This is a genomic window from Pseudomonas sp. Ors-4-3C, assembly GCF_055755035.1.
On record NZ_CM146900.1, the window covers coordinates 2972356 to 2994689 of the forward strand.

Here is a 22334-nt window from a genome sequence, read left to right on the forward strand (position 1 = left end):
AAGCCCGCTCCCACAATGGGCCTCTGTCAGCCCTTGGCCGGCGAGGTGTCTTTGACGTCAACCGGAGTCGGTGCCATTTGCAGGTGCAGGCGCTCGCCGGTGTACGGCGAATGCTTGCGCACCACATCCATGTTCAGCTCCACGCCCAGCCCCGGCTCGGCGGACGGGATGATGTAGCCGTCCTCCCACTGCAGCGGCTTCTTCAGGATCTCGGCGTGGAAGCCGCCCCAGGTCTCGATGCTTTCCTGAATCAGGAAGTTCGGTGTGCAGGTCGCCAACTGGAAACTCGCCGCCGCGCCGATCGGGCCGTTGTAAAGATGCGGAGCAATTTGCGCGTAGTAGGCCTCGGCCATGCTGGCGATCTTCTTCGCCTCGAGCAGGCCGCCGCAGCGGGCGACGTTCATCTGCAGAATCGACGCGCCGCCGGCCTGCAGCAGCTTGAAGAATTCGTACTTGGTGGTCAGGCGTTCGCCAGTGGCAATCGGAATGCTGGTCTTGGCCGCGACTTGCGCCATGGCCTCTTCCTGCCCCGGCGGCACCGGCTCTTCGAACCACAGCGGGTCGTACTTTTCCAGACGCCTGGCCAGACGGATTGCCGACGACGGCACCATCTGCCCGTGAGTCCCGAACAGCAGGTCGCACTGGTTGCCCACCGCTTCGCGGATCTTGCGACAGAAGGTTTCACAGCGTTCCAGCACCTGCAGCGAGATCTGGTGCCCGGAGTACGCGGTATATGGGCCGGCCGGGTCGAACTTCAGCGCGGTGAAGCCTTTGTTCATGTTCTCGACGGCGCATTCAGCCGCCAGATCCGGGTCGTCGTAGTCGTATTCGCCACGGCTGTTGACCGGGTACAGGTAGGTGTAGGAGCGCAGGCGTTCGTTGACCTTGCCACCCAGCAACTCGTAGACCGGTTTGTTCGCCGCTTTGCCGATGATGTCCCAGCAGGCCATCTCCAGACCGCTGACCACGCCCATCATGGTCAGGTCGGGACGCTGGGTGAAACCGCTGGAATAGGCCTGACGGAAGAAGCGTTCGATGTGGTGCGGATCCTGGTTGAGCAGGTAGCGCTCGAACACGTCTTCGATGATCGGCAGCATGGCTTTGGGGCCGAACGTCGCCGCGTAGATCTCGCCCACGCCTTCGATGCCGCAATCGGTCTTGAGCTTGACGAACAGCCAGTACATGCCGCCGATGTGCGGTGGCGGTACGGCGACGATATGGGTTTCAAGGGCGATGATTTTCATGTCAGGCACCTGCTTTATCTGAAGTTTTGCGATTGATTCGGGCACGCAGGGTCACGGCCGCCAGGGTGCCGATCAGACCAACGGAGGCGATGTAACCGAAGTACAGCTTGTAGCCGAGGGCGCCGGGGAACTGCTCGGTGAGGTAGCCATTGATCAACGGGATGAAGGCATCCGGCATGTAGCCGACCACCGAGACGATGCCGATGGCCAGGCCGGTGATGCGCAGCGGAATGTTGCAGCTGTCGAGAATCGCCCAGTACAAACCGCGAATCGCGTAAGTCATCAGGCCAATGAAAATCACCGTGGCGATCAGCAAACCCATGCTGTTGAGCGCCGGGAATACGATCAGCCCGACAATCGCCAGACTCGCCAGCAACAGCGCGACGATCAGCACCGAGATGTTCGAGAACTTGTCCCCCAGCCAGCCGCCACCGATGCCGCCGATGGGGCGCATCCACAATTTGATGGTGGTGATGGTGCCGGCCATGACCGCGGTCAGGCCGCTGCCTTGCAGGTAGTCCGAGAAACTGTAGGTCGCCCAGAAGATGTGGTAGCCGCAGAACACGATGGCGGTGACCAGCCACAGCTCGGGAATTTTCACCAGCGTCGCCAGATCGGTGAGCAGGTTGAACTTGCCCTTCTCCACCGCAGGCGTGTCCGCCATCGACTTCGGATCCTTGATCAGCACCAGCACACAGCCGATGGCGATACAGGTGAAGGCATAGAGATAGACCACATGCCTGAAGCCTTCGGCAGTGGACTCACCACGGGTTTCGGTGGCGAAGGCGAACAGCGCCAGGGCAACCGTCGCCAGCAACGCCTCGACCAGACCGCGACCACCGTCGAGGATGCCGAAAAAGCGCCCTTGCTCGGTAGGGTGAGCAATCATCTTCACCCGCTTGAGCACCGACGCCCAGAAGGTCAAACCGGTGGTCAGGCCCCAGCAACCGAAGATGATCATCAGCCCGGTCATCGATGGCGCCGTCGAATACCACAGGCCTAAGGCGCCGGTCGCCACCAGCGAGAAGAAAATCAGAAAGCGTGGCGCAATGCGATCCGCCAACCAGCCGCTGGGCAAGTAGCTGAGGAGGAAAATCGTGCCGAGCATCGAGTACAGATAGCCCAGTTCACTGTGGTTGATCTGGAACACTTCGAGCATCGTGGTCTGGTAGACCTGACGCAGGTACAGAATCGGGTAGATCGCACCGGCGGCCAGCACCAGCAACATCAATTGGAAATAGCGACTTCCCTTGTCGCTCCGGCTTTTCACAGCCGAGTTGGAACCCTGAACAGCGGCAGCAGAGGATGCATGCTTGGACATTGAAGTGACCTCGGGCAACCCGTGCTCCGGGCGCCCCTGATAATTGTTTTTATAGGTGCAGCGTGAGGCGTGTTGCGGTGTTTCAGTACTTCATGACCACGAGTCGGGTCTGGGTGAATTCGAGCATGCCGTGCTTGCCGTCATCACCGCCCAGGCCCGAGCGTTTCCAGCCGGCGTGGTAGCCCTGATACGGGTCGGCCGGGGTGCGATTGACGTACAACTCGCCGGCCTCGATGGCGTTGGCGACTTTCTGCGCGGTGCGGTAGTTCTCGGTGTAGAGCACCGACGACAGGCCGAACTGATGGTCGTTGGCCATGGCCAATGCTTCGTCGATGTCGCGGTACTTGAGCACCGGCAGCACCGGGCCGAAGATTTCTTCCTGGACGATTTCCATGTCCTGGCGGCAGTGGCTGAGCAGGGTCGGCGGATAGAAATGCCCCGGGCCTTGCGGCAACACACCACCACTTTCGAGCACCGCGCCGTCGGCCATGGCACGCTCGACCATGGCGTGAATGTTCCGCTGCGAACTGGCGTTGACCAGTGGCCCCATCAGGCTCGCATCGGTGGCGCGGTCACCGAATTTCACCTCGGCGATTTTGGCCTTGAGCAGCGCGAGGAATAGGTCGTGGACGCTTTCCTGCACGTAGACTCTTTCCACCGCCGTGCACAACTGCCCGCAGTGGGTGGTCTTGGAAGCGATGATCGCGCTGGCGGCGGCTTCGAGGTCGGCATCGGCTTCGATGATGGCCGGCGTCTTGCCGCCCAGTTCCAGCGACGGCTTGGCGATGTTGGCCTTGCAGTAATCGAGCACGATGCGCCCGGCGTTGACGCTGCCCGTCAGCGTAATCAAGCCAACAGCCTTGTGCGTGCACACCGTGGCAGCGGTGGCGTGATCCATGGTCAGAATATTGATCACCCCGGCCGGCATGCCCGACTGCTGAACCGCTTTGGCGATTTCGAATGCCGAGGTCGGGGTGTTGTTGCTCGGGCGCACCACCACGGTGTTGCCGGCAATCAGCGCCGGGGCAATTTTGCGCAGCAAGGTGTAGACCGGGTAGTTGAACGGAATCAGGCACGCGACGACGCCGATCGGCTCGCGGTGCAGAAACAGGTTTTCGTCGGGGCTGTCGCTGGGGATGATCTCGCCTTCGATGCGCCGCGCCCACTCGGCGTGGTAACGGGTGATCTGCGCGGCATAGCGTGCTTCGTTGCTGGCGTCGCTGAGACTCTTGCCGGACTCGGCGGCGAGCGCGGCGCCGATGGACTCGGCACGCTCTTCCAGTGCGGCGGCGAATGCGCGCAAGTGCTCGGCGCGCTCGATGCTGGTCAGTTTTCCCCAGACTTTTTGTGCGGCCGCCGCGGCATCGACGGCTGCGGTGGCTTCTTCGGCGGTGGCAGCCGAGACATTGCCGAGCAGCGCTTCAGTGGCGGGGTTGTACACCGCGATCATTGCCGCGCTGGCCGGCTCGATGAAGTGGCCGTTTACAAAGTTTCGCTCGATTCGCATGTGCATCGCCCATCGTTTGTTTTTATCAATGCCACCAGTCTTGTCATCGGTGGCGGGTTGAACAAACGATTTAAAGGGCGGGGAAACATTCGAAAAATGCAGGTTACCCCTGATTCCACCGCAAACTCCTGTGGGAGCGAGCCTGCTCGCGAAGAGGGTGTGTCATTCACAGATGATGGTGGCTGATCCAACGCTTTCGCGAGCAAGCTCGCTCCCACAGGGGATTGGGGGTGTGTCAGGTGGCTGCGGTCGAAGGCTCCAGTTGGCGCTGCGCCAGCCAGATTTCCTCCTGCAGCCATTGCGCAAACACCTGCAACTGCGGCATCTCGGTCTGCTCCGGGCGGGTCACCAGCCAATAAGACTGATGCCCCTCCACATGCACATTCAGCACTTGCGTCAATTGCCCGCTGGCCAGTTCCGCCGCAACCATGTGCCAGTCGGCAATGGTGATCCCCAGACCATCGGTCGCTGCCTGAATCGCCAGGTCCAGCAAATCGAATTCGTAACCGCCCTGGGTATCGACGCCACTGATGTGCGCCGCGTCCAGCCAGTGTTTCCAGGTCAGGTAACGCTGATCTTCCTTGGCCAGCACATGCAGCAGGGTCAGGCGATTGAGGTCGATGCCCTGTTCGCTTCCCTCCCGTGCATACAGCGATGGCGCGCACACCGCGATATGCCGCTCCTGGATCAACAGCGAACTGTCGAGACCGTCCCACTCGCCGTCGCCAAAGCGGATCGCGCAATCGAGGGTACTGGTTTCCGCCAGGCTGTCCTGCAAGCGCGTGGTGATGCTCAGCTCCAGCTCCGGGTGTTGCTCGCGCAAGCGCCCCAGGCGCGGCATCAGCCAGCGACTGGTGAACGTCGGCGGTGCGTTGATGTGCAGACGGTTGGAATGGGTTTTCTGCTGGATGCTGCGCACCGTCAGCTCGATCTTGTCGAACGACTGATGCAGTGCCCGCAGCAGGATCTTGCCGGCGGCGGTCAGCTCCAGATGGTGATGACGGCGCTCCAGCAGACTTTCGCCGAGCTGCTCTTCCAGTTGCCGCACCTGACGGCTGACCGCACTCTGGGTGACATTGAGCAGCTCGGCGGCGCGGGTGAAGCTGCCGGTGCTGCCGGCCACTTCGAACGCCTTGAGCGCGTTCAGGCCGGGCATTTTGCGTTTCATATCAAGGCACTCGAAAACCACTGACAAGTTGCAGAGCATCCCATGCGCGTACCGGACTGTCCTACAGGATTTTTTGAGTAACATGCATTCGATGCAGGTTTGCGCATCGTTTTTATCGTTTGTCCCACGTCCGGCGGATGGCAAGACTGCGCGGCATCTCTAATAAAAACAATCGAGAGCCGCTCCATGCCCTTCTCTGCTTCCTTGCGTTTGCGCACCACCTCTATCGTCCTGTTCTGCAGCGTTGCCGCTCCGGCGATGGCCGTGCAAGTTACCGACAACCTCGACCTGGGTGGCGCCATTCGTGCGCGCTGGGATCTGGACCCGGATCGCGACATTCAGAAGTTCGGTCTCGATACGGTTTTTCTCAGCGCCAAGTACAACTCCGATTCCTGGATCGGCGAGGCGCAATACCGCTTCTATGGTCGCTCCTACCCCTACCAGTACACGAAAAATTACGGCGACATTCAGTTCGCCAAATTCGCCTGGGTCGGCTACAAATTCAACCCGGACCAGCAGGTGCAAGTCGGCCTGAACACCGTGCCGTTCGGCTTGCAGCCGTACTTCGGCAGCACCTTCTACGAGACCCTGGGCAACGTCATCGGCCTCGAAGACGTGCAACAGGTCGGCGCCAAATACGTTCAGCAAAGCGGCGACTGGAACATCCAGGCCGGTTACTACCTGCGCCCGGCGTGGCAAGGCAAAGGCACCAGCAAGGGCGTGACCTACTCCAGCGTCGTGTCCGAAGCCGACAGCTACGTGGCTGACGGCAGCGCCAACCAGGAACGCAACACCGTGGTGCTGCGCGTGGCGAAAGCCCTGGATCTGGGCCCATGGAAATCCGAAGTGGGGATCTCCGGGCTGACCTCAACTCTGGAAAACAAGGACACCGATAACGACGGTCGGCGCAACGCGGTGGCCGTGCACTACCTGGGCAAGAACGGCCCGTGGGGCGTGCAGTTGCAGGCGGCACGCCAGCAGATGTCGCCGCGCAATGCCGGCACCGATGAGCTGGTGACCCTCGGCGGTTACGACGGCACTTACAACGTCGCCAGTCGCGGCAATCTGTACGTGGCGGATCTGAGTTACGACGTGGCCGGCAAATACCTGTTCGATCAGATCAGCGGCGTCAAGCTTTACGCCAACTACAGCGCCTTCGACAAATCCGCCAGCGGCTTCAAGACCTCCCAGCGAATGATCCTCGGCAGCTCGTTTTCAGTGAGCAAATTGTGGGTGGCGACCGAGTGGCTGTTTGGCAAGAACGATCCGTACATCGGTGGCAGCAGCTACACCCAGAGCCTGGGCGCGGGCGGGCTGGATCAGTGGGAGAATCAGGTGTATGTGAACGTCGGGTATTACTTCTGATCCGGATTTTACTGCGCCTGAAAGTCAGCCTTCGCGAGCAAGCCCGCTCCCACAATGGATTTATGTCAGGCACAAAACCTGTGGGAGCGGGCTTGCTCGCGAAGGCGTCCTGCCAAACAACACTTGCATCCGTTCCTCACCAATAGTCAGATAACCCCTACCAACAAAACCTACAAAAATAAAACCGAGCCACACGCTCGACCTGGGGTCCCACCTCCATGCGTCAACTGCCCTCGCTCAACACCCTGCGCGTGTTCGAAGAAGTCGCGCGGCATCGCAGTTTCAGTCAGGCCGCACTCGGCCTGAACGTCACCCAGGGCGCAGTCAGTCGCCAGATCAAACAACTCGAAGACTACCTCGGTGTCGCGCTGTTCGTGCGCACGCCGCAAGGCCTGTCGCTGACCGAGGCCGGCAGCAATCTAAAGCCGCATCTGGCCGAAGCCTTCGACCACATGGAACGCGCCCTGCAAGCCATTCGCGTGCCCAACCTGCGTCAGCGCCTGCGGGTGCTGGCGCCACCGACCTGGGCCACGCGCTGGCTGTCGCCGCACCTGCGCGCCTTCTGCCAGCGCTACCCGGACATCAGCCTCAGCGTGACCAATCAGGCCAGCCACGACAGCCTCGCCGAGATCGATTGCCACATCCGTTTCGGCCTCGCGGCGTCCCCCCAGTGCGCCAGCCAGTTACTGGTGATGGAACGGCACATCGCCGTCGCCAGCCCGGAGTTGTTCAACGGCGCTCAGCCACCGGATCTGCGGCAATTTCCGCTGCTGCACATCCTGCACGACGGCAAGCGTTTGCAGGTCTGGGAGAACTGGCTGGCGGCCATGGGCCGCGATGATGTCGATGCCGGACAAGGCCTGGAATTCAGCACCCTGGATCAGGTGATCCACACCGCACTGGCCGGCGGTGGTCTGGCAGTGATCGACCGGCAGATGATCGAAAAGGAACTGGCCAACGGCAGCCTGCTGCCGATCACCCCGATTGAAGTGATCGGCCCTTATGGTTATTGGCTGGATGTGGCGAATGACAAGCAGGGTTTGTCGAAGGTGAAGCTGTTTACCGAGTGGCTGAGTCTGGTGAGCAATCCCTGACATGTAGGAGCTGCCGCAGGCTGCGATCTTTTGATCTTCAAAAGCAAAATCAAAAGATCGCAGCCTGCGGCAGCTCCTACAGGGTTCGATGGCACGCCGTCAGATCGGGGCGACTTTACTCACCGCAATCGAACTCCCCTCCACCGGACTCTGCGCCTTGCACGCCTGACTCAAGGTCAGCGACTTGGTCTCCGGCGCCCACGCCCACGACAGCCATGCGCCAATCGCCAGGATCGCCGCAAGAATGCCCATGGTCGGACTGAGGCCGATGCCCGCCACACTCACCGGCAACAGAAAGGTGCTGATCGCCGAGCCCAGACGACTGACCGCCGTCGCCAGACCAATGCCGCTGGCGCGGACTTCGGTGGGGAAGCTCTCGGCCGGGAACACCCCGACCAGATTGCTCACTGCCGACAGCACCAGGGTAAACACGCCGAACACCAGCACCATCAGCCACGCTGCACTGCCCGGCAACACCGCCAGCAGAAACAGCGCCACCGCGAGGATGATGAACGAGTTGATCAGGAAGCCGCGACGGCTGAACTTGATCGTGCACCAGATGCCGATCAACGCGCCGAGGATCAGCAGCATGTTCAACATCAGCTCGGTGCCGAAGCCTTCGGCCAGGCCCATCTTCTGCAGGATCGACGGCAAAAAGGTGTAGATCGCAAAGTACGGCATCACGATGCAGACGAAGAACAGGCAGTTGAACGCCGTGCGCTTGCGGTACTCACGACTGAACAGCACCGCATAGCCGGAACGGGTTTCCGTGGTGCGGGTTTCATCCAGTTCGACATTGTCACCCAGATGCTTTTTGACGATCGCCCGCGCCTCGGCGATGCGCCCCTGATTGACCAGCCAGCGCGGCGATTCCGGGGTGCCGATGCGGGCGATCAGAATCAGCGCCGCCGGGATCGCCGACGAAGCAAGCATCCAGCGCCAGGCATCGTCGCCAAGGCTGAGCATGGCCGTGCCGACGAAGGTCGCGGCGACGTAACCGAAGGTCCAGATCACGCTGAACGAACCGAGCAGCACACCGCGATGTTTCTTCGGCGAGAACTCCGCCAGCATCGCGTGACCGACGCTGAAATCGCCGCCCAGACCAATGCCGATCAGCACCCGGCAAAGGAACAGGCTCATCGCGCTTTCGACGTAGAACTGCATCACCGAGGCAATGGTGATCAGCACGAAGCTGACCAGGAATATCTTCTGCCGGCCGACCTTATCCGAGATCCAGCCGAAAAACAGGCTGCCGAGAAACAGCCCGATCAACGCCGATGCGCCGATCAATCCCTGCCAGAACGCATCCAGGTGCATCTGCGGGCTGAGCAAGGTGAAGGCGATACCGATCAGGCCGAGGATGTAGCCGTCGGTGAAGTGTGCGCCGAAGGTCAGTCCGGCGATCTTGAGGTGAAACCGGCCGATGGGCAGGTCATCGATTTTTACCGATTGAGCGGACATGTTCGTCTCCAATTGTTGTTATTGACGGAGAAACGCAGAGCTCTTGCTTGGTTTATGTGGGAGCGGGCTTGCTCGCGAATGCGGTGTGTCAGTCACCATTTGCTCCAACTGATACAACGCTTTCGCGAGCAAGCCCGCTCCCACATGGAGATCCGGTGGGGGTCAGAGGCCACCCATCAACAGGTATTTGATCTCCAGATAGTCATCCAGACCGTACTTCGAACCCTCGCGCCCAAGGCCCGATTCCTTGATGCCACCGAACGGCGCCACTTCCGTGGAAATGATCCCTTCATTGATCCCGACCATGCCGGCTTCCAGCCCTTCGGCCATGCGCCAGACCCGACCGATATCGCGGCTGTAGAAGTACGCCGACAAACCGAACGGCGTGTCGTTGGCCCGCGCCAGCACTTCGGCTTCATCCTTGAAGCGGAAACACGCAGCCACCGGGCCGAAGGTTTCGTCCTGGGCGATCAGCATGTCGCCGTTGACTTCGGTGAGGATGGTCGGCTCATAAAAGGTGCCGCCAAGTGCGTGACGACGACCGCCGCACAACAGCGTGGCGCCCTTCTCAAGGGCATCGCTGACATGGCTTTCGACCTTGGCCAATGCGGCGGTGTTGATCAGCGGGCCTTGCTCGGTTTCACCGTCCAGCGCACTGCCGACGCGCATCGCCGCAACCGCTTCGGCAAGCTTGCCGGTGAAGGCTTCGTAGACGCTGTCCTGAATGAAGAAGCGATTCACGCACACGCAGGTCTGCCCGGTGTTGCGGAATTTCGAGGCCATCGCGCCTTTGACTGCCGCGTCCAGATCGGCATCGTCGAAGACGATGAACGGCGCGTTGCCACCCAGTTCCAGCGAGACTTTTTTCAGGGTGTCGGCAGCCTGGCGCATCAGCAGTTTGCCGGTGCGGGTCGAGCCGGTGAACGACAGTTTTCGCACGATGCTTGACGCTTGCAGCGCACCGCCAATCGCCACCGCATCGCCGGAAACGATATTGAATACGCCTGCCGGAATACCCGCCTGTTCCGCCAACACCGCCAGGGCGAACGCCGACAATGGCGTCTCCTCGGACGGTTTGAGAATCATCGTGCAACCGGCCGCCAACGCCGGGCCGACCTTGCGGGTGACCATCGCTAACGGGAAGTTCCACGGGGTGATCGCCGCGACCACGCCGATGGCTTCCTTGACCACGATGATCCGCGCATCGGCCTTGTGGCTGGGGATCACGTCGCCATAGGCACGCTTGGCTTCCTCGCCGAACCACTCGAGGAAACTCGCGGCATAGACCACTTCACCCATGGCCTCGGCCAGCGGTTTGCCCTGCTCGCGACTGAGCAGCGTCGCAAGTTCCTTCTGGTTGGCGAGCATCAGATCGCTCCAGCGTTTCAGGCGCTGGCTGCGTTCCTTGGCGGTGAGCTTGCGCCACGCCGGCAGCGCACGATTGGCCGCATCGATGGCCAGGTGGGTTGCTTCGGCGCCATCCTTTTGCACCTCGGCAATCAGTTCGCCATTGGCCGGGTTGCGCACCGCATAGGTCGCGCCGCCCTGCCCCCACTGGCCGTCGATGAAGTGGCCGTGACGGATCAGATCGCTCATGCCACCGCTCCCTGCAAAGTGAAGCGCTCCAGCCCCGGACGCGCGGTGCGCAGGATGCGTTTGCCGGCGGTGTAATCGTTGATCACGTCGCACGGGGTGTAATTGCGCTCCAGCTCATGCAATTCATCAGCGTCGAGTCTGGTTTCCAGCGCTGCCAGGGCACTGTCGAACTGCGCGGTGGTGTCCGCGCCGACCAGCATGCAATCCACCCCCGGATGGTTGGCCACCCACGCTTGGGCGATCTGCGCGTTCGACACGCCACGGGCGCGGGCCACGCGTTGTACCGAATGCGCGATTTCGAAAGAGGCTTCGTCGCTGTACATCTGCTGGGTGAAGAAGTCGGTCTGGTTGCGGGTCGACTGCACGTCGCCGGTCAGCAGGCCGCGCGCCAGCGGACTGAACACCGAGACGCCGATGCCCTGATCGCGGCAGAACGGAATCATCTCGCGCTCTTCTTCGCGATAGGCACAGTTCAGTTGCAGCTGCATGTTGATCGGCTTGACCCAGCCATTGCGCTCGCAGGCCATGAGGATCTTCGCCAGTTGCCCGGTGAGCATGGTCGACACGCCGATGTAGCGGGCCTTGCCGGTGCGCACGATATCGTTCAATGCCGACATGGTTTCCTCGACCGGGGTGTTCACGTCGAAGTAATGCAGCATGAACACGTCGACGTAATCCATGTCCAGACGCTTCAGCGATGCATCGATGCTGTCCATGATGTGTTTGCGCGAATGGCCGCTGGCATTGATCCCGCTGCGGGTGCCATAGCCGACCTTGGTGGTGATCACCAGGTCTTCGCGACGGGCCAGACGCTTGACGATGCGCCCCACCACTTCCTCGCCGACGCCGGCAGAATAGAAGTCCGCCAGGTCGATGAAATTCACGCCGTTGTCCAGCGCGTGAGCGACGATCGGCTCGCTCTGTTTTTCGTTGAAGATCCACGGTTTCCAGTCCGGGGTGCCCATGTTCATGGTGCCCAGGCACAGGCGGGAAACTTGCAGGCCGGAGTTGCCCAAACGGATGTATTGCATGGCGCGGACCTCAGGCTTTTGGCGTGTAGAAAGGGTTGCTGATGTGGTTGACCACATCGGCCAGTTGCGCGGTTTCCGGCTTGCCGGTCAGGGCGGCGCGGATCGCGGTGCGGCAGGCGTTGTAGTTGTTCAGGTACACCGCATCGAGGTCGTCGCAGGCCGGATTGACCCAGTTGGCGGTAACGATGGCCCACTCGTCTTCGGCTTCCGGCGGCAAGGTGCCGTCGAGCAGTGCTTCGAGCACGGCTTTGGCGATCCCGGCCTGCGAGGCGCCCCAGGTGGCGTTGCCGTGCAGGTCACTGCTGATTGCGGCCTTGTTCACATACAGGGTCATCGGCTTGACCGGGATGTTCGGCTGGGCGATCACCATGAACGGGCAGTGGCCCTGACTTGGCGATGCCAGGCTGTTGGCGAACGCCTGCCCGGCCGGGCCGGTGCGCGGGCCGATCAGAATGTTGATGTGAGCGGCGTTCACGCCCGGGCCTTCGAAACCTTCACCGATGTACAGGTCGAGTTCTTTCATCAGTCATTACTCTTGTGCGATACGAGGGATGTTCGATAGCTCACACGGGCCGAATGGCCGGTGCGCTCAATAACGGGCGTGGGGAGGTGCGGCGGGGAAAATGGGACATGGCTGCAAACGCTCTCTGGTTGTTATTGATGAGCTGTGTTTGCGATTTTTTAACACCGGGGCTGATGCGGGCTGTAACCATTAAAAATCATGGGGCCATGAGTTTTGGTCATAGCCTGGGGGCGCAGCATCGCGGCCTGCGTGAAAAGCAAAAAAAGCAGAAACCGACGATACGGTTTCTGCTTTTTTTACGGCTGGCTGCTAAAACTGAAGCGCTGCGTCAGAGGCAGTCACGCACCGATTTGCGCAATGACCCGGACTTGGCCCATGGCGGTCCCTGATACAACGAGACCCGGCTGCCGTCCTTGTATTTGATGATGTCGAGAATCTCGTCAGCGGTGACGAGGCTCGGCGCCTTGATCCGGTAGCCGTTGGAAATGGAGGTCTGCGTGGTCTTCGGAATGTCCTGCTGCCACAACGGCAACAAGCACGCGGCATAGTCTTTAGGCGCTTTGGTGGTGGTCTTGCTGAGATTTGGCTCGCCCGGAACCAGCGATGCTGGCAATGAGCACCCTGCCAGTAATGCCAACGCCAAAATCCCGATCCATATCCGCATGGTGTTTCCCTGATCTGAAAAAAAGCGAATGTAACGTGTAACCGGGTGTACATCCACAGCGGACCACGCCCATACGGGAAATTGGACAAATATTTACATACGTTCCGCCGGGTGACAGACGAGCTGTAAAACATCGCCCGCAAATGCGGCTACTCTGTTCTACCGAGAATGTTCCGGAGGTGATCATGCGGCTCAATGAATACGAACACGAACTTCAGCGCGACCTGCAAGCCGTTGCATCGGATCTGAGATGGTCGGCGGTCGACCTCAAACGCATTGCCGAACAGCTGCGCAAGAATGGCAATGAAGCGGATGCGCAGGCGGTCCTGAGGTCTTGCGAGGTGCTGCAGAGTGATGAAGAACGATTGCAGTCATATGCCAAGGAAGTGAAAACCCGCTCCATCAGCCGAACCAAAGTTCACTGATACCGACCTTGCCCTCAACAAGAGCCCCGGCAACTACCGGGGCTCTTTCGTTACATTTGCATCAACTCGCGGTGTGACTTCGCGCCCGCGCCAAGCGTTGTCTGTAACCCGGCAACGCAGCGGCATAGGCCATTGCTTCTTCTCTGCTGCCAATCGATGCAAGCCGCACGCCCTGGCTGCAAACCGCCACGGGCCGTTACTTCGCAGCCAGCGATGTGCCAAATCGCTGGCACTTTCAGCCACGCCAAACGCTCAAAAAATCCGAGGGAACCTATAAACCGGGGCCCGGCTCGAATATTGCACTTTTGTTTCATTAATGTAACAAGCAGTGAACAGGTAACAGATGAAAGTACGCGCAACCGTCATTTGCGAGCAGGAACGACACGTTCTCCTGGTGCGCAAACCCCACTGCCGCTGGACATTGCCCGGCGGCAAGGTCGAGCCTGGGGAAACCAAGGCCGCAGCGGCGATGCGCGAGTTGCAGGAAGAAACGGCGCTGAAGGCCGAACAAATGTTGTATCTGATGGAACTGCGCAGTGGCAGCACCCAGCATCATGTCTACGAGGCCTCAGTGCCCGACCTTGAGCAGTTGCGCCCGCAAAACGAGATCACCGAGTGCATCTGGCATCCGCTGGACGCGGTGCAGAATCTGCCCACCAGCGACGCGACGTTGCGCATCGTGCAGGCGTTTCAGCGCCGATTGTAAGGTTTCAACCGGCGAATGCCCGGCGCCCGGCGCTCATTTCCGTGCGCAATTCACCAATGAAGTTGGAAATATCGCGGATCGTCACCAGATGTTCCGGCGACACGCCATTGAGCAACAACTCGACTCGACCGGAGTCAGGCTCGTAGACCTTGATCCGCAGCAGTCCCTGCTCCACTTGTGTGCATTCGCATTCAAGCGACGGAAAGCCGGATTCGACAATCCGGCAGATGTCGGCAATGGCTAGCATGAGCGCACGCCTCGCAGGCGATGAGTCGGTCGACCCGATGAGCATAGATGAGCCGTCGGCAACCTGCCGCCCCGGCAACTGCCAACCCGATCACATTTTCAGCGCAGGCTCAGTGGGCGTCGCGATCCCAGATCCAGTTCCACATCCCCGGCAATTGCACCGCATCCGAACTTTGCTGAACCGTGCGCGCCAACGCCGCTTTCTGCAGCGCCGCGCGATCATCGTAGAACGGTTTGTCCGCCAGCCTCACACCAGTGGCGGCGGCACTGTCGAGCAGGATCTGCAGGTATTCGCGGGTGTGCCGCGCGGTGTAACGGTTGAGGTCATGAAAGGTCACCACCACCGGAATCACCCCGTCCACGGTAGGGAATTCGCCGAGGGCAATTCGCTCGCGGACTTCCGATAGCTGGCGCAGCATGTTCGCCCGACGTCGGGGGCTGGCATTGAAGCCCCAGATCTTGCCGTCGTTGGCGCTCAAATCGGTCAGCAATACATGCAGGCCGTGCTGTTGATAAGCGGCGAAGGTGCGCTTGTCGTAATTCCAGAATGGCGGGCGCAGCAGGATCGGCGCAGCTCCAGTAATCGCGGCGATATCCGCCGTGCCGTTGCTCAACGACTGCTCCAGCTCTTGCGGATCGAGCGAGCGATGATTGGTGTGCCAATGGGTGGCGGTGTGGAATCCGAGGATGTGCCCTTCGGCGTGCTCGCGCCGCATGATCCCGCGACCGATTTCACTGTTGCCCGCACGCGGCGCACGGGTCTGGACGAAGAACACCGCTTTGATGTCCGGTTGCACCGGGTTGACCTTCAGGCTGTCGAGCACTGTCGCCGAAGGGTTCCAGAAACTCGAAGCGCTAGGGCCATCGTCGAAGGTCAGCAGAAAGCGCACCGGTGCCTGGGCCTTGAGCCGGGTTTCGGTTTGCGTGGTCATCTCGATGGGCGCGGCAATGCAGCCGGCCAACCCAAAGGCGATGGCCGCTGCACAGATAAGTTTGAACGCGTGTTTCATGTTTTGCCTTGCGCCTGACCCTTGCGGCCCTGTTGTCGACTGGCAAAACTCCCTCGCCCTGATCCATCCCTGCACCCGGCCTCGCGAGCCAAGTGTGGATAGGGTACACAGGCTTTGGTTACGGCGCTCGCTCAGTCGGCCAATGCCCGCTGAAACGAGGTATCGATGACCCCGGCGGTAGCCAGCGGCGCCGGCAGTGCCTTGACCTTGAACAGGAAGTCCGCGGTGCCCTGCAGGTCTGCCGCCGCCTGTTGATCCACCGGCCCGACGGTCATGTGCGCCTGGCGCAACCAGTGTCGCGAGACTTCCTGATCGAGGTTGGCCTTCTTCGCCCACAAGTCTGCGTATTCGTCGGTATGGCTGTCGACCCAGGCTCGAGCGCGCTTCAAACGTCCGAGAAAATCGGCGATCGCTGCGCGTTTGCTGTCGATCGACGGCGCCGACGCGGCAATCGCGCTGAGGCCTGGCATCAGGTTTTTCGCGGTGAGAATCGGCCGCGCACCGGAGAACACGATTTGCTGGGAGATGTACGGTTCCCACACCGGGAAGGCATCAATGCTGCCCTGCGGCAACGCAGCCGCCGCATCGATCGGCATCAGCTTGACGAAATCGACGTAATTTTCCGGCAGACCGCCCTGCTCCAAGGCACGCAAGGTCAACTGCTGACTCCAGGCGCCGGGCCAGTAGGCGACTTTCTTGCCCTTCAGATCAGCAATGGTTTTCACCGGCGAATCTTTCGGCACCAGCAAGGCGATGGTGTCCGGGTTTTGTCGCGACACTCCGATCAGTTTTACCGGCGCCTGTTTGGCGGCGAGAAACAGGAAACCCGAATCGCCCAGAAAACCCAGATCCAGCGACCCGGTCTGCAACGCCTCGGCCAATGGCGCAGCGGCCTGGAAGTGCTTCCAGTCAACGGTATAAGGCGCGTCCTTCAACACGCCCGAGGCTTCCACCGAGGCGCGGATGTTGTAGTAGTTCTGATCACCGACATGCAGTACCACCGGCTCGGCGGCGTAGGCAAGCGGTGCGGCGAACAGGGCAATCATCAGTGTGCTGCGGAGCAAACGGGAGAGCTTCATGGGAGGTCCTGCGACGGGATTTTTCATAGACCATAACGCTCTTGATAAACCAATTTTAAATTCGATTAATGCATAAGCTCAGTGCTGCGAATGCTCACTGTCCGCTGCGCAACAGTGCGATACCACAGTGTTGCCCAAGCAACAGTTGAAAGGCGCCAAAACGGGTGAAAACCCCGTAAACATTAGCCAAAACGCACATGGCACAGAGCCTGCAATATTCCATTCATGCAGGACGCAGCCGATAAAAATATATTTTTGGACATAAAAAACAGTGCCTTCGCCGGAGCGCCCCCCATGACATCGTTCTTACCGTTTGCCCGACTCAAAACGCTGCTGGTCGCCAGCGCCATGGCATTGAGCCTGCAACCTCTGGCCCACGCCACCGAAGCCCCTCCCGCCGAGGTGCATCTGGATTACGCCTACTACTCCCCCGTGAGTCTGGTGCTCAAGCATTTCGGCTTTCTCGAAAAGGCCCTGCCACAGACCAAAGTCAGTTGGGTGCTTAGCCAGGGCAGTAACCGTTCGCTGGAATATCTGAACAGTGGTGGCGTCGATTTCGCCTCCAGCGCCAGCCTTGCCGCTGTGCTGAGCCGGGCCAACGGTAGCCCGATCAAATCGGTCTACGTCTACAGCCGCGCCGAATGGACTGCGCTGGTGGTGCGCAAGGATTCGCCGTACCAGAGCGTCGCCGATCTCAAGGGCAAGAAAATCGCCGCCACCAAAGGCACCGATCCGTACCTGTTCACTTTGCGCAGCCTGCAACAGGCCGGGCTGAAGAAAGACGACGTCGAACTGGTGCACCTGCAACATCCGGACGGCCGCACCGCGCTGGAAAAAGGCGATGTCGACGCCTGGGCCGGGCTCGACCCGCACATGGCCGCCAGTCAAGTGCAGGCCGGTTCGCGTCTGCTGTATCGCAATCCGGCGTTCAACAGCTACGGCGTGGTCAGCGTCACCGAGCAGTACGCCAAAGAGCATCCGCAAACCATCGACACGGTGATCAAAGCCTACGAGCAGGCGCGCGAATGGGCGCTGAAAAATCCCGAAGCGTTCGCCGCGCTGCTCGCCAAAGAGTCCGGTTTGCCGCTGGACGTGGCCAAACTGCAACTGTCGCGCACTGACCTGAGCAGCCCGCAACTGACCGCCAACGACGTGCTGGCCTCGAAGGCGGCGGCACCGATACTGGTCTCTGAGGAACTGGTGCGGCGTGGGGTGAATGTCGATCAAGTCATCGATCAGTTGCTCGACAGCGGCGTGCAACAAGCCGTCGCCCGCCAGTAATCGACCAGACTCACGGCCCATCCGCGCCAGTTGCGGATGGACTGTGAGTGGAGCCAACGTATGACCACTCGCAGTAACGAACTGCCGGCACCTCGCAGCTTGTCGAGGCCCCGCCCTCCTCTCCACCCGACATGGCGCCGGCGCCTGAAGGGCCTGGCCCTGCCGCTGCTGATCGTGATCGCCCTGGAATTCATCGTGCGCATCGGCTGGCTACCGTCCTATCAGATGCCCGCCCCGAGCGAGATTGCCCTGACCCTCACCGACCTCGCCGAAGGTGCACTGTGGAAACACATCGGCGCGAGCCTGATCCGCGTGTTGCTGGGATTTGCGATTGGCGCCAGCCTCGCGCTGGTGTTTGCCGCCTGGGTCGGCCTGAGCCGTGAGGCCGAGGCGTATCTGGAACCGACGTTCGCCGCCCTGCGTTCGATTCCGAGCCTGGCCTGGGTGCCGCTGTTGCTGCTGTGGCTGGGCATCGACGAAACCTCGAAAATCGTGCTGATCGCCATCGGCGCGTTTTTTCCGGTGTACGTCAACGTGGTCGCGGCGATTCGCAACATCGATCGCAAACTGGTCGAGGTCGGGCACATCTATGGTTTCAGCCGCTGGCAACTGGTGCGGCGGATTCTGCTGCCCGCCGCCCTGCCCGGCCTGTTCACCGGGCTACGCAGCGGCATGAGTCTGGCGTGGATGTTTCTGGTGGCCGCCGAGCTGATCGCCGCGACCAAGGGCCTGGGTTATCTGCTCAGCGACGGCCGCGAAACCTCGCGACCGGACATCGTGCTGGCGGCGATCATCGTGCTCGCCCTGCTCGGCAAACTCAGCGACGGCCTGCTCGCCATGCTTGAACGCCGCTGGCTGGCCTGGCGCGATACGTTCACCGGTCAGGAGGCGCAGGATTGATTGGCCGCAGGCAACTAAGCTGAAAGCGTCCAACCGGAGATTCGGCGCATGTGCGGAAGACTCTCGCAGTACCGCGGCATTCACGACTTTGTCGCGGTGCTGAGCATTCCCGATGCGCTGATCAATCATGTCGGCGATGCCGCGTTGGAGCGATATAACGCAGCACCCACCACGTCACTCGCGGTCCTTCATCAACATGATCAACAGCTGTATGCCGACAACCTGCGCTGGGGCTGGCGCCCGCATTGGGCCAAGGACCGCGCGGCACCGATCAACGCCCGTGTGGAAAAGGTCGCACATGGCCCGTTCTTCCGGGCGATCTGGCGTCATCGGTTGATCGTGCCGGTCGACAACTGGTTCGAATGGGTCGATACCGAGGAAAAACTCCGCCAGCCGTGGCTGATTCGACGAGCGGATAATCGGCCGATTTTCTGCGCTGCCATCGGTCAACTGCCGACACCCGATGCACCAGCACGGGAGGACGATGGTTTTGTGATCATCACCGCCGACAGTGCCGGTGGCCTGCTCGATATTCACGATCGGCGTCCGATCGTACTCTGCGCCGAGCTCGCCCGAGAATGGCTGGACCCGGCCACGCCCGTCGAGCGCGCCGAACAGATGTTGCTGTTCGAAGGTGAAAACAGCGAAACGTTTCAGTGGCACAAAGTCAGCAAAGCGGTGGGCAACCCACGCAATCAGGGTGCCGAACTGATTGAAGCGCTGCCCTAAATAATGGTCGCCATGGCACGTGTATTCAATGTGGCAACGGTCGACCTTCGGCAGTGCCTACACATGACCTGCGTCACCATGCAAGTGAAACTGTTTCTTTACACTTAATGTTTCAATATCGATACATCAATTGAAGCAGTCGTTTGATTAAAACCAACCGCTTGTCTGACTCTTCAATCAGCTTAGATACATTTTGTAGCACTACGGATAGCATGCGCGCCGCATTTCCGTTTGGCATACCAGTTGACCAAAGAGTCAACAAAAAACCAGGAATCCCCTACAACTTTTACAAGCCTTGCAGAGAACTAAGTTGCGCGACGATTTTGCAATCAAACAGGCCAACGGCCTGGAGTGTATCTATCTGTCCATGACAGAACGCTTTCAACTCGACTGTTTTATCGGCCACTACATCAAGACCCGAAACCTGCGCTCAGTTCCCGACATTGAACGTATCTTGCGCACCACCCTCAAGAATTATCCCGGCCATCCGCCGGTGATGGTCAACGAGCTCAATGCCTGGATCGACAAAACCCTGGGATATCGGGCTGCACACCCCGATTTCACGCAGTTGGAAGATCTTTGAACCCAAGAAAAAACCCCGCACTGGCGGGGCTTTTTCGTATCTGATCGATCAAGGCTTCAGATCAGGCCATGACAGCTCTTTGCCATCATCGTGTTTCCACGTTTGTTCTTTGCGTTTTTCACGCTCGATCTCTTCTTCGCTCGGCTCATCGACATCTTCGTCTTCATCTGGACGTTCTTGCTCGGTCGTCATGCGCACCCCCGCTTGTATAAAAAGACTGTACATCCTTAAAGCGTAGAACAATTTTACCCGTCCAACTTACAGCCACCAGCGCAGCAAAAAGAAGAACGCCATGCTCAATAGCATGCTCAGCAAGGTATTACGGGTATAGATAACCAAACCTACTGCCACTAACGAACTCAGCAAATACGGGTTATCCCATTGCAAATTCAGTTGTTTATCCGGCATGAACACGATCGGCCCGCAAATCGCGGTGAGCATGCCCGGTACGGCAAACCCGAGAAACTGCCGAGCATTACTGCTCAAACGTACCGGCAGGCGCGGTTCGAGAAACACGTATCGGTTGAGGAACACCAGAATCCCCATGCCGAAAATCACTGCCCAGACCATCATGTGCGCCCCCGATACAGCTTGTTGCAGACAAATCCTGCGGTCATCCCGGCCAGCCCTGACAACACCAGCGCCGAGCCCCACTGCCAATAGCTGAACAACACCGAGCAGAACAAAGACACCGCCACGCACACCACGGTCGGCACGTTACGCACCACCGGGGTGATCAACGCGATGAAGGTGGCGGCAATCGAGAAGTCCAGCCCCAGGTGCTCAAGCCCCGGAATGCTGCTGCCCAGGACGATGCCGGCCAGGGTGAAGAGGTTCCAGGCGATATAGAACGTCAGGCCGACGCCCAATGCGTACCAGCGATCGAACTGCTGACGGTCATGCTGGCTGGTCAGGGCGAACAGCTCATCGGTGAGCAAAAAGCCCAGGCCGATGCGCCAGCGCCCGGGCAGCGGCGAAATCACCGAGCGCATGCTCATCCCGTACAGCAAGTGCTGCGAGGTCAGCAGCAGCGTGGTCAACAGAATCGAGAAAATCCCGGCACCGCCCTTGAGCATGCCGATCGCCACCAGTTGCGCGGCCCCTGCGAACACGATGCTCGACAGGCCCTGCCCCTGTAACGGCGTGAGATTGGCTTCGATCGCCATGGAGCCGGCCAGCAGCCCCCAAGGCGCCGTCGCCAGGGATAACGGCATGATCGCCGCAGCGCCGCGAAGAAACGCACTGCGCGGCATAAGTGAGTCAGACATAACGCTCTTCAACCGAGGAAACGGTCGCAGACTCTGCCAGCAAATGCCCTGTCGCGGCTTGAACAATCTTGCGCACTTGCGCTAAATCGCCGCGCCCCGGTGCGACTGTCGGCGTAGCATGGGAGCCTTCACAACCGCGTCAGGGAGACGACATGCTGTACCGAATCGCAGCCGACGGGCTGGTGCTGTTTCATCTGTGCTTCATTCTGTTCGTGCTGTTCGGCGGGCTGCTGGTACTCAAGTGGCCGCGCCTGATGTGGCTGCACCTGCCGGCGGCCGCGTGGGGCGTGGCGGTCGAGGTGTTACACCTGACCTGTCCGCTGACCTACTGGGAAAACCTGATGCGCCACGCCGCCGGGCAGACCGAATACGCCGGCGGCTTCATCGAGCACTACGTCTGGCCGATCATCTACCCCGCCGGCCTGACGCCGCAGATCCAGTTGGCGCTGGGCAGCGTGGTGCTGGTGATCAACCTGCTGGTCTACGGGCGCCTGCTGCGGCGCTGGCAACTGCGCCGCGCCAGCCGTATCCCGTTTTAACGCGCGGCGGGTTTCAAGGCTTGCAGCCAGGCCGGATCCAGACGCTTCTGGTCGATCTCCAGACCCAGCGCCTGCATCCGCTCCTTGTGCGCCTCGACTTCCCGATGTAGTTGCGCATGATCGCTGGAGTTACCGTCCAGTTCGTGCATCTGGGTCAGCCCCAGATGATAGAAGCGCAGCACCTTCATCGCGGTCGGATCGTTCTGCTCCACCGCCGCCGTCACCTGATGCATCACGTTGGTCACGCTCATCAGGCTGCGCTTGAGCCGCCAGCTATAGACCGCCGGGGCCATCCAGGTCTGATGCCAGAACTGCCCGCGCATCAGCGCCGCTGTCAGCAGGAACGCGACGAACACCCCGCCGACATTGAAGCGCAGATTGTCGCCGCCGGGTTCGCCGAACAGCGCCACCGCCGCCGTCGAAAGCACCATCGCCAACACCAGAAACAGCACGGCAATGATCAGCGTGCTGCGGCGGGTCTGCTGGCGAAACGTTGCTGGGTCCATCGGCTGGATCTCGAACATCGGGCATGACTTCCTTGAGCGATAAAAAGGGCAACGGAAAAAACTCGCCGGCGCATTATCGCCTCTATCG

25 protein-coding genes and 1 pseudogene are annotated in these 22334 nt (G+C 60.4%); 9 read left to right on the forward strand and 17 right to left on the reverse strand.

Going from position 1 to position 22334, the window contains the following annotated elements:
• Positions 1–26: 26 nt before the first annotated feature.
• The 4 genes from ACVHNU_RS13140 to ACVHNU_RS13155 form a co-directional block, all read right to left on the reverse strand.
• A complete protein-coding gene (locus ACVHNU_RS13140) occupies positions 27–1244 on the reverse strand; it encodes a mandelate racemase/muconate lactonizing enzyme family protein (protein ID WP_473019938.1) in 1218 nt (405 codons plus the stop codon).
• A gap of 1 nt (position 1245) precedes the next feature.
• The gene (locus ACVHNU_RS13145) at positions 1246–2565 is read right to left on the reverse strand and encodes an MFS transporter (protein WP_473019939.1); all 1320 of its coding nucleotides are present in this window, start codon (positions 2563–2565) and stop codon (positions 1246–1248) included.
• 82 nt (positions 2566–2647) lie between these two features.
• Positions 2648–4072, reverse strand: coding sequence for an aldehyde dehydrogenase (aldA, locus tag ACVHNU_RS13150; protein WP_473019940.1), 1425 nt, complete (start codon positions 4070–4072; stop codon positions 2648–2650).
• Positions 4073–4307: 235 nt separating this feature from the next.
• Positions 4308–5240, reverse strand: a complete 933-nt coding sequence (locus ACVHNU_RS13155; RefSeq protein WP_045122512.1) for a LysR substrate-binding domain-containing protein — start codon at positions 5238–5240, stop codon at positions 4308–4310.
• Between the two features lie 186 nt (positions 5241–5426).
• Between ACVHNU_RS13155 and ACVHNU_RS13160 the strand changes: the two genes are divergently transcribed.
• A complete protein-coding gene (locus tag ACVHNU_RS13160; RefSeq protein ID WP_473019941.1) occupies positions 5427–6605 on the forward strand; it encodes a hypothetical protein in 1179 nt (392 codons plus the stop codon).
• Positions 6606–6823: 218 nt separating this feature from the next.
• Positions 6824–7699 (forward strand): LysR substrate-binding domain-containing protein, encoded by an 876-nt coding sequence (locus ACVHNU_RS13165; protein ID WP_045122513.1) that lies wholly within the window; start codon positions 6824–6826, stop codon positions 7697–7699.
• Positions 7700–7798: 99 nt separating this feature from the next.
• Here the strand turns inward: ACVHNU_RS13165 and ACVHNU_RS13170 are convergent, their stop codons facing one another.
• The 5 genes from ACVHNU_RS13170 to ACVHNU_RS13190 all read right to left on the reverse strand — a co-directional run bounded on the left by ACVHNU_RS13170 (position 7799) and on the right by ACVHNU_RS13190 (position 12974).
• Positions 7799–9160, reverse strand: coding sequence for an MFS transporter (locus ACVHNU_RS13170; RefSeq protein WP_400495750.1), 1362 nt, complete (start codon positions 9158–9160; stop codon positions 7799–7801).
• 162 nt (positions 9161–9322) lie between these two features.
• Positions 9323–10756 (reverse strand): NAD-dependent succinate-semialdehyde dehydrogenase, encoded by a 1434-nt coding sequence (locus ACVHNU_RS13175; RefSeq protein ID WP_473019942.1) that lies wholly within the window; start codon positions 10754–10756, stop codon positions 9323–9325.
• On the reverse strand, positions 10753–11787 hold the full coding sequence (locus tag ACVHNU_RS13180) for an aldo/keto reductase (protein WP_473019943.1): 1035 nt from the start codon (positions 11785–11787) through the stop codon (positions 10753–10755). Before ACVHNU_RS13180 ends, ACVHNU_RS13175 begins: the two co-directional genes overlap by 4 nt.
• 10 nt (positions 11788–11797) lie before the next feature.
• The gene (fae, locus tag ACVHNU_RS13185; RefSeq protein ID WP_473019944.1) at positions 11798–12310 is read right to left on the reverse strand and encodes a formaldehyde-activating enzyme; all 513 of its coding nucleotides are present in this window, start codon (positions 12308–12310) and stop codon (positions 11798–11800) included.
• Between the two features lie 328 nt (positions 12311–12638).
• Complete coding sequence (locus ACVHNU_RS13190; RefSeq protein ID WP_103484181.1) at positions 12639–12974, reverse strand: hypothetical protein; 336 nt, start codon at positions 12972–12974, stop codon at positions 12639–12641.
• Between the two features lie 185 nt (positions 12975–13159).
• Between ACVHNU_RS13190 and ACVHNU_RS13195 the strand changes: the two genes are divergently transcribed.
• Positions 13160–13399, forward strand: coding sequence for a hypothetical protein (locus ACVHNU_RS13195; RefSeq protein ID WP_003225914.1), 240 nt, complete (start codon positions 13160–13162; stop codon positions 13397–13399).
• 61 nt (positions 13400–13460) lie between these two features.
• Here the strand turns inward: ACVHNU_RS13195 and ACVHNU_RS13200 are convergent.
• Positions 13461–13642, reverse strand: a pseudogene (locus ACVHNU_RS13200) (DUF2188 domain-containing protein).
• Positions 13643–13742: 100 nt separating this feature from the next.
• Here ACVHNU_RS13200 and ACVHNU_RS13205 point away from each other — a divergent pair.
• Positions 13743–14105: an NUDIX hydrolase gene (locus ACVHNU_RS13205; RefSeq protein WP_103484182.1), complete on the forward strand. Its 363-nt coding sequence runs from the start codon at positions 13743–13745 to the stop codon at positions 14103–14105.
• A gap of 4 nt (positions 14106–14109) precedes the next feature.
• Here the strand turns inward: ACVHNU_RS13205 and ACVHNU_RS13210 are convergent, their stop codons facing one another.
• The 3 genes from ACVHNU_RS13210 to ACVHNU_RS13220 all read right to left on the reverse strand — a co-directional run bounded on the left by ACVHNU_RS13210 (position 14110) and on the right by ACVHNU_RS13220 (position 16440).
• Positions 14110–14352, reverse strand: a complete 243-nt coding sequence (locus tag ACVHNU_RS13210) for a DUF1652 domain-containing protein (protein ID WP_003225919.1) — start codon at positions 14350–14352, stop codon at positions 14110–14112.
• 109 nt (positions 14353–14461) lie between these two features.
• Positions 14462–15361 carry a polysaccharide deacetylase family protein gene (locus tag ACVHNU_RS13215; RefSeq protein WP_262142326.1) on the reverse strand — a complete coding sequence of 300 codons (900 nt, stop codon included), beginning with the start codon at positions 15359–15361 and terminating at the stop codon, positions 14462–14464.
• 131 nt (positions 15362–15492) lie between these two features.
• Positions 15493–16440 carry an ABC transporter substrate-binding protein gene (locus ACVHNU_RS13220; protein ID WP_262142327.1) on the reverse strand — a complete coding sequence of 316 codons (948 nt, stop codon included), beginning with the start codon at positions 16438–16440 and terminating at the stop codon, positions 15493–15495.
• Between the two features lie 294 nt (positions 16441–16734).
• Here ACVHNU_RS13220 and ACVHNU_RS13225 point away from each other — a divergent pair, with 294 nt between their 5' ends.
• The 4 genes from ACVHNU_RS13225 to ACVHNU_RS13240 all read left to right on the forward strand — a co-directional run bounded on the left by ACVHNU_RS13225 (position 16735) and on the right by ACVHNU_RS13240 (position 19933).
• Complete coding sequence (locus ACVHNU_RS13225) at positions 16735–17721, forward strand: aliphatic sulfonate ABC transporter substrate-binding protein (RefSeq protein ID WP_473019945.1); 987 nt, start codon at positions 16735–16737, stop codon at positions 17719–17721.
• A gap of 60 nt (positions 17722–17781) precedes the next feature.
• Entirely contained in the window at positions 17782–18621 is an 840-nt protein-coding gene (locus ACVHNU_RS13230; protein WP_201137310.1) for an ABC transporter permease, read from the forward strand.
• Between the two features lie 48 nt (positions 18622–18669).
• On the forward strand, positions 18670–19350 hold the full coding sequence (locus ACVHNU_RS13235; RefSeq protein WP_473019946.1) for an SOS response-associated peptidase: 681 nt from the start codon (positions 18670–18672) through the stop codon (positions 19348–19350).
• Positions 19351–19660: 310 nt separating this feature from the next.
• Positions 19661–19933, forward strand: coding sequence for a hypothetical protein (locus ACVHNU_RS13240; protein WP_103484188.1), 273 nt, complete (start codon positions 19661–19663; stop codon positions 19931–19933).
• A 48-nt stretch (positions 19934–19981) separates the two neighbouring features.
• Here the strand turns inward: ACVHNU_RS13240 and ACVHNU_RS13245 are convergent, their stop codons facing one another.
• The 3 genes from ACVHNU_RS13245 to ACVHNU_RS13255 all read right to left on the reverse strand — a co-directional run bounded on the left by ACVHNU_RS13245 (position 19982) and on the right by ACVHNU_RS13255 (position 21201).
• Positions 19982–20125, reverse strand: a complete 144-nt coding sequence (locus ACVHNU_RS13245; RefSeq protein WP_177434724.1) for a hypothetical protein — start codon at positions 20123–20125, stop codon at positions 19982–19984.
• A 66-nt stretch (positions 20126–20191) separates the two neighbouring features.
• Positions 20192–20503 (reverse strand): AzlD domain-containing protein, encoded by a 312-nt coding sequence (locus tag ACVHNU_RS13250; RefSeq protein WP_177434727.1) that lies wholly within the window; start codon positions 20501–20503, stop codon positions 20192–20194.
• Entirely contained in the window at positions 20503–21201 is a 699-nt protein-coding gene (locus tag ACVHNU_RS13255; protein ID WP_473019947.1) for an AzlC family ABC transporter permease, read from the reverse strand. Before ACVHNU_RS13255 ends, ACVHNU_RS13250 begins: the two co-directional genes overlap by 1 nt.
• A gap of 152 nt (positions 21202–21353) precedes the next feature.
• On the opposite strand from ACVHNU_RS13255, the gene ACVHNU_RS13260 reads away from it, so the two are divergent.
• Positions 21354–21740 carry a DUF2784 domain-containing protein gene (locus tag ACVHNU_RS13260; RefSeq protein WP_226500206.1) on the forward strand — a complete coding sequence of 129 codons (387 nt, stop codon included), beginning with the start codon at positions 21354–21356 and terminating at the stop codon, positions 21738–21740.
• Here the strand turns inward: ACVHNU_RS13260 and ACVHNU_RS13265 are convergent.
• Entirely contained in the window at positions 21737–22264 is a 528-nt protein-coding gene (locus tag ACVHNU_RS13265) for a DUF3087 domain-containing protein (RefSeq protein ID WP_473019948.1), read from the reverse strand. The two genes, ACVHNU_RS13260 and ACVHNU_RS13265, sit on opposite strands and share 4 nt — an antisense overlap.
• Positions 22265–22334 lie beyond the last annotated feature (70 nt).

Coding starts and splice junctions, on each gene's coding strand:
- ACVHNU_RS13140 (WP_473019938.1), bottom strand. CDS start 1,244: ATGAAAATCATCGCCCTTGAAACCCATATCGTCGCCGTACCGCCACCG.
- ACVHNU_RS13145 (WP_473019939.1), bottom strand. CDS start 2,565: ATGTCCAAGCATGCATCCTCTGCTGCCGCTGTTCAGGGTTCCAACTCG.
- aldA (WP_473019940.1), bottom strand. CDS start 4,072: ATGCGAATCGAGCGAAACTTTGTAAACGGCCACTTCATCGAGCCGGCC.
- ACVHNU_RS13155 (WP_045122512.1), bottom strand. CDS start 5,240: ATGAAACGCAAAATGCCCGGCCTGAACGCGCTCAAGGCGTTCGAAGTG.
- ACVHNU_RS13160 (WP_473019941.1), top strand. CDS start 5,427: ATGCCCTTCTCTGCTTCCTTGCGTTTGCGCACCACCTCTATCGTCCTG.
- ACVHNU_RS13165 (WP_045122513.1), top strand. CDS start 6,824: ATGCGTCAACTGCCCTCGCTCAACACCCTGCGCGTGTTCGAAGAAGTC.
- ACVHNU_RS13170 (WP_400495750.1), bottom strand. CDS start 9,160: ATGTCCGCTCAATCGGTAAAAATCGATGACCTGCCCATCGGCCGGTTT.
- ACVHNU_RS13175 (WP_473019942.1), bottom strand. CDS start 10,756: ATGAGCGATCTGATCCGTCACGGCCACTTCATCGACGGCCAGTGGGGG.
- ACVHNU_RS13180 (WP_473019943.1), bottom strand. CDS start 11,787: ATGCAATACATCCGTTTGGGCAACTCCGGCCTGCAAGTTTCCCGCCTG.
- fae (WP_473019944.1), bottom strand. CDS start 12,310: ATGAAAGAACTCGACCTGTACATCGGTGAAGGTTTCGAAGGCCCGGGC.
- ACVHNU_RS13190 (WP_103484181.1), bottom strand. CDS start 12,974: ATGCGGATATGGATCGGGATTTTGGCGTTGGCATTACTGGCAGGGTGC.
- ACVHNU_RS13195 (WP_003225914.1), top strand. CDS start 13,160: ATGCGGCTCAATGAATACGAACACGAACTTCAGCGCGACCTGCAAGCC.
- ACVHNU_RS13205 (WP_103484182.1), top strand. CDS start 13,743: ATGAAAGTACGCGCAACCGTCATTTGCGAGCAGGAACGACACGTTCTC.
- ACVHNU_RS13210 (WP_003225919.1), bottom strand. CDS start 14,352: ATGCTAGCCATTGCCGACATCTGCCGGATTGTCGAATCCGGCTTTCCG.
- ACVHNU_RS13215 (WP_262142326.1), bottom strand. CDS start 15,361: ATGAAACACGCGTTCAAACTTATCTGTGCAGCGGCCATCGCCTTTGGG.
- ACVHNU_RS13220 (WP_262142327.1), bottom strand. CDS start 16,440: ATGAAGCTCTCCCGTTTGCTCCGCAGCACACTGATGATTGCCCTGTTC.
- ACVHNU_RS13225 (WP_473019945.1), top strand. CDS start 16,735: ATGACATCGTTCTTACCGTTTGCCCGACTCAAAACGCTGCTGGTCGCC.
- ACVHNU_RS13230 (WP_201137310.1), top strand. CDS start 17,782: ATGACCACTCGCAGTAACGAACTGCCGGCACCTCGCAGCTTGTCGAGG.
- ACVHNU_RS13235 (WP_473019946.1), top strand. CDS start 18,670: ATGTGCGGAAGACTCTCGCAGTACCGCGGCATTCACGACTTTGTCGCG.
- ACVHNU_RS13245 (WP_177434724.1), bottom strand. CDS start 20,125: ATGACGACCGAGCAAGAACGTCCAGATGAAGACGAAGATGTCGATGAG.
- ACVHNU_RS13250 (WP_177434727.1), bottom strand. CDS start 20,503: ATGGTCTGGGCAGTGATTTTCGGCATGGGGATTCTGGTGTTCCTCAAC.
- ACVHNU_RS13255 (WP_473019947.1), bottom strand. CDS start 21,201: ATGTCTGACTCACTTATGCCGCGCAGTGCGTTTCTTCGCGGCGCTGCG.
- ACVHNU_RS13260 (WP_226500206.1), top strand. CDS start 21,354: ATGCTGTACCGAATCGCAGCCGACGGGCTGGTGCTGTTTCATCTGTGC.
- ACVHNU_RS13265 (WP_473019948.1), bottom strand. CDS start 22,264: ATGTTCGAGATCCAGCCGATGGACCCAGCAACGTTTCGCCAGCAGACC.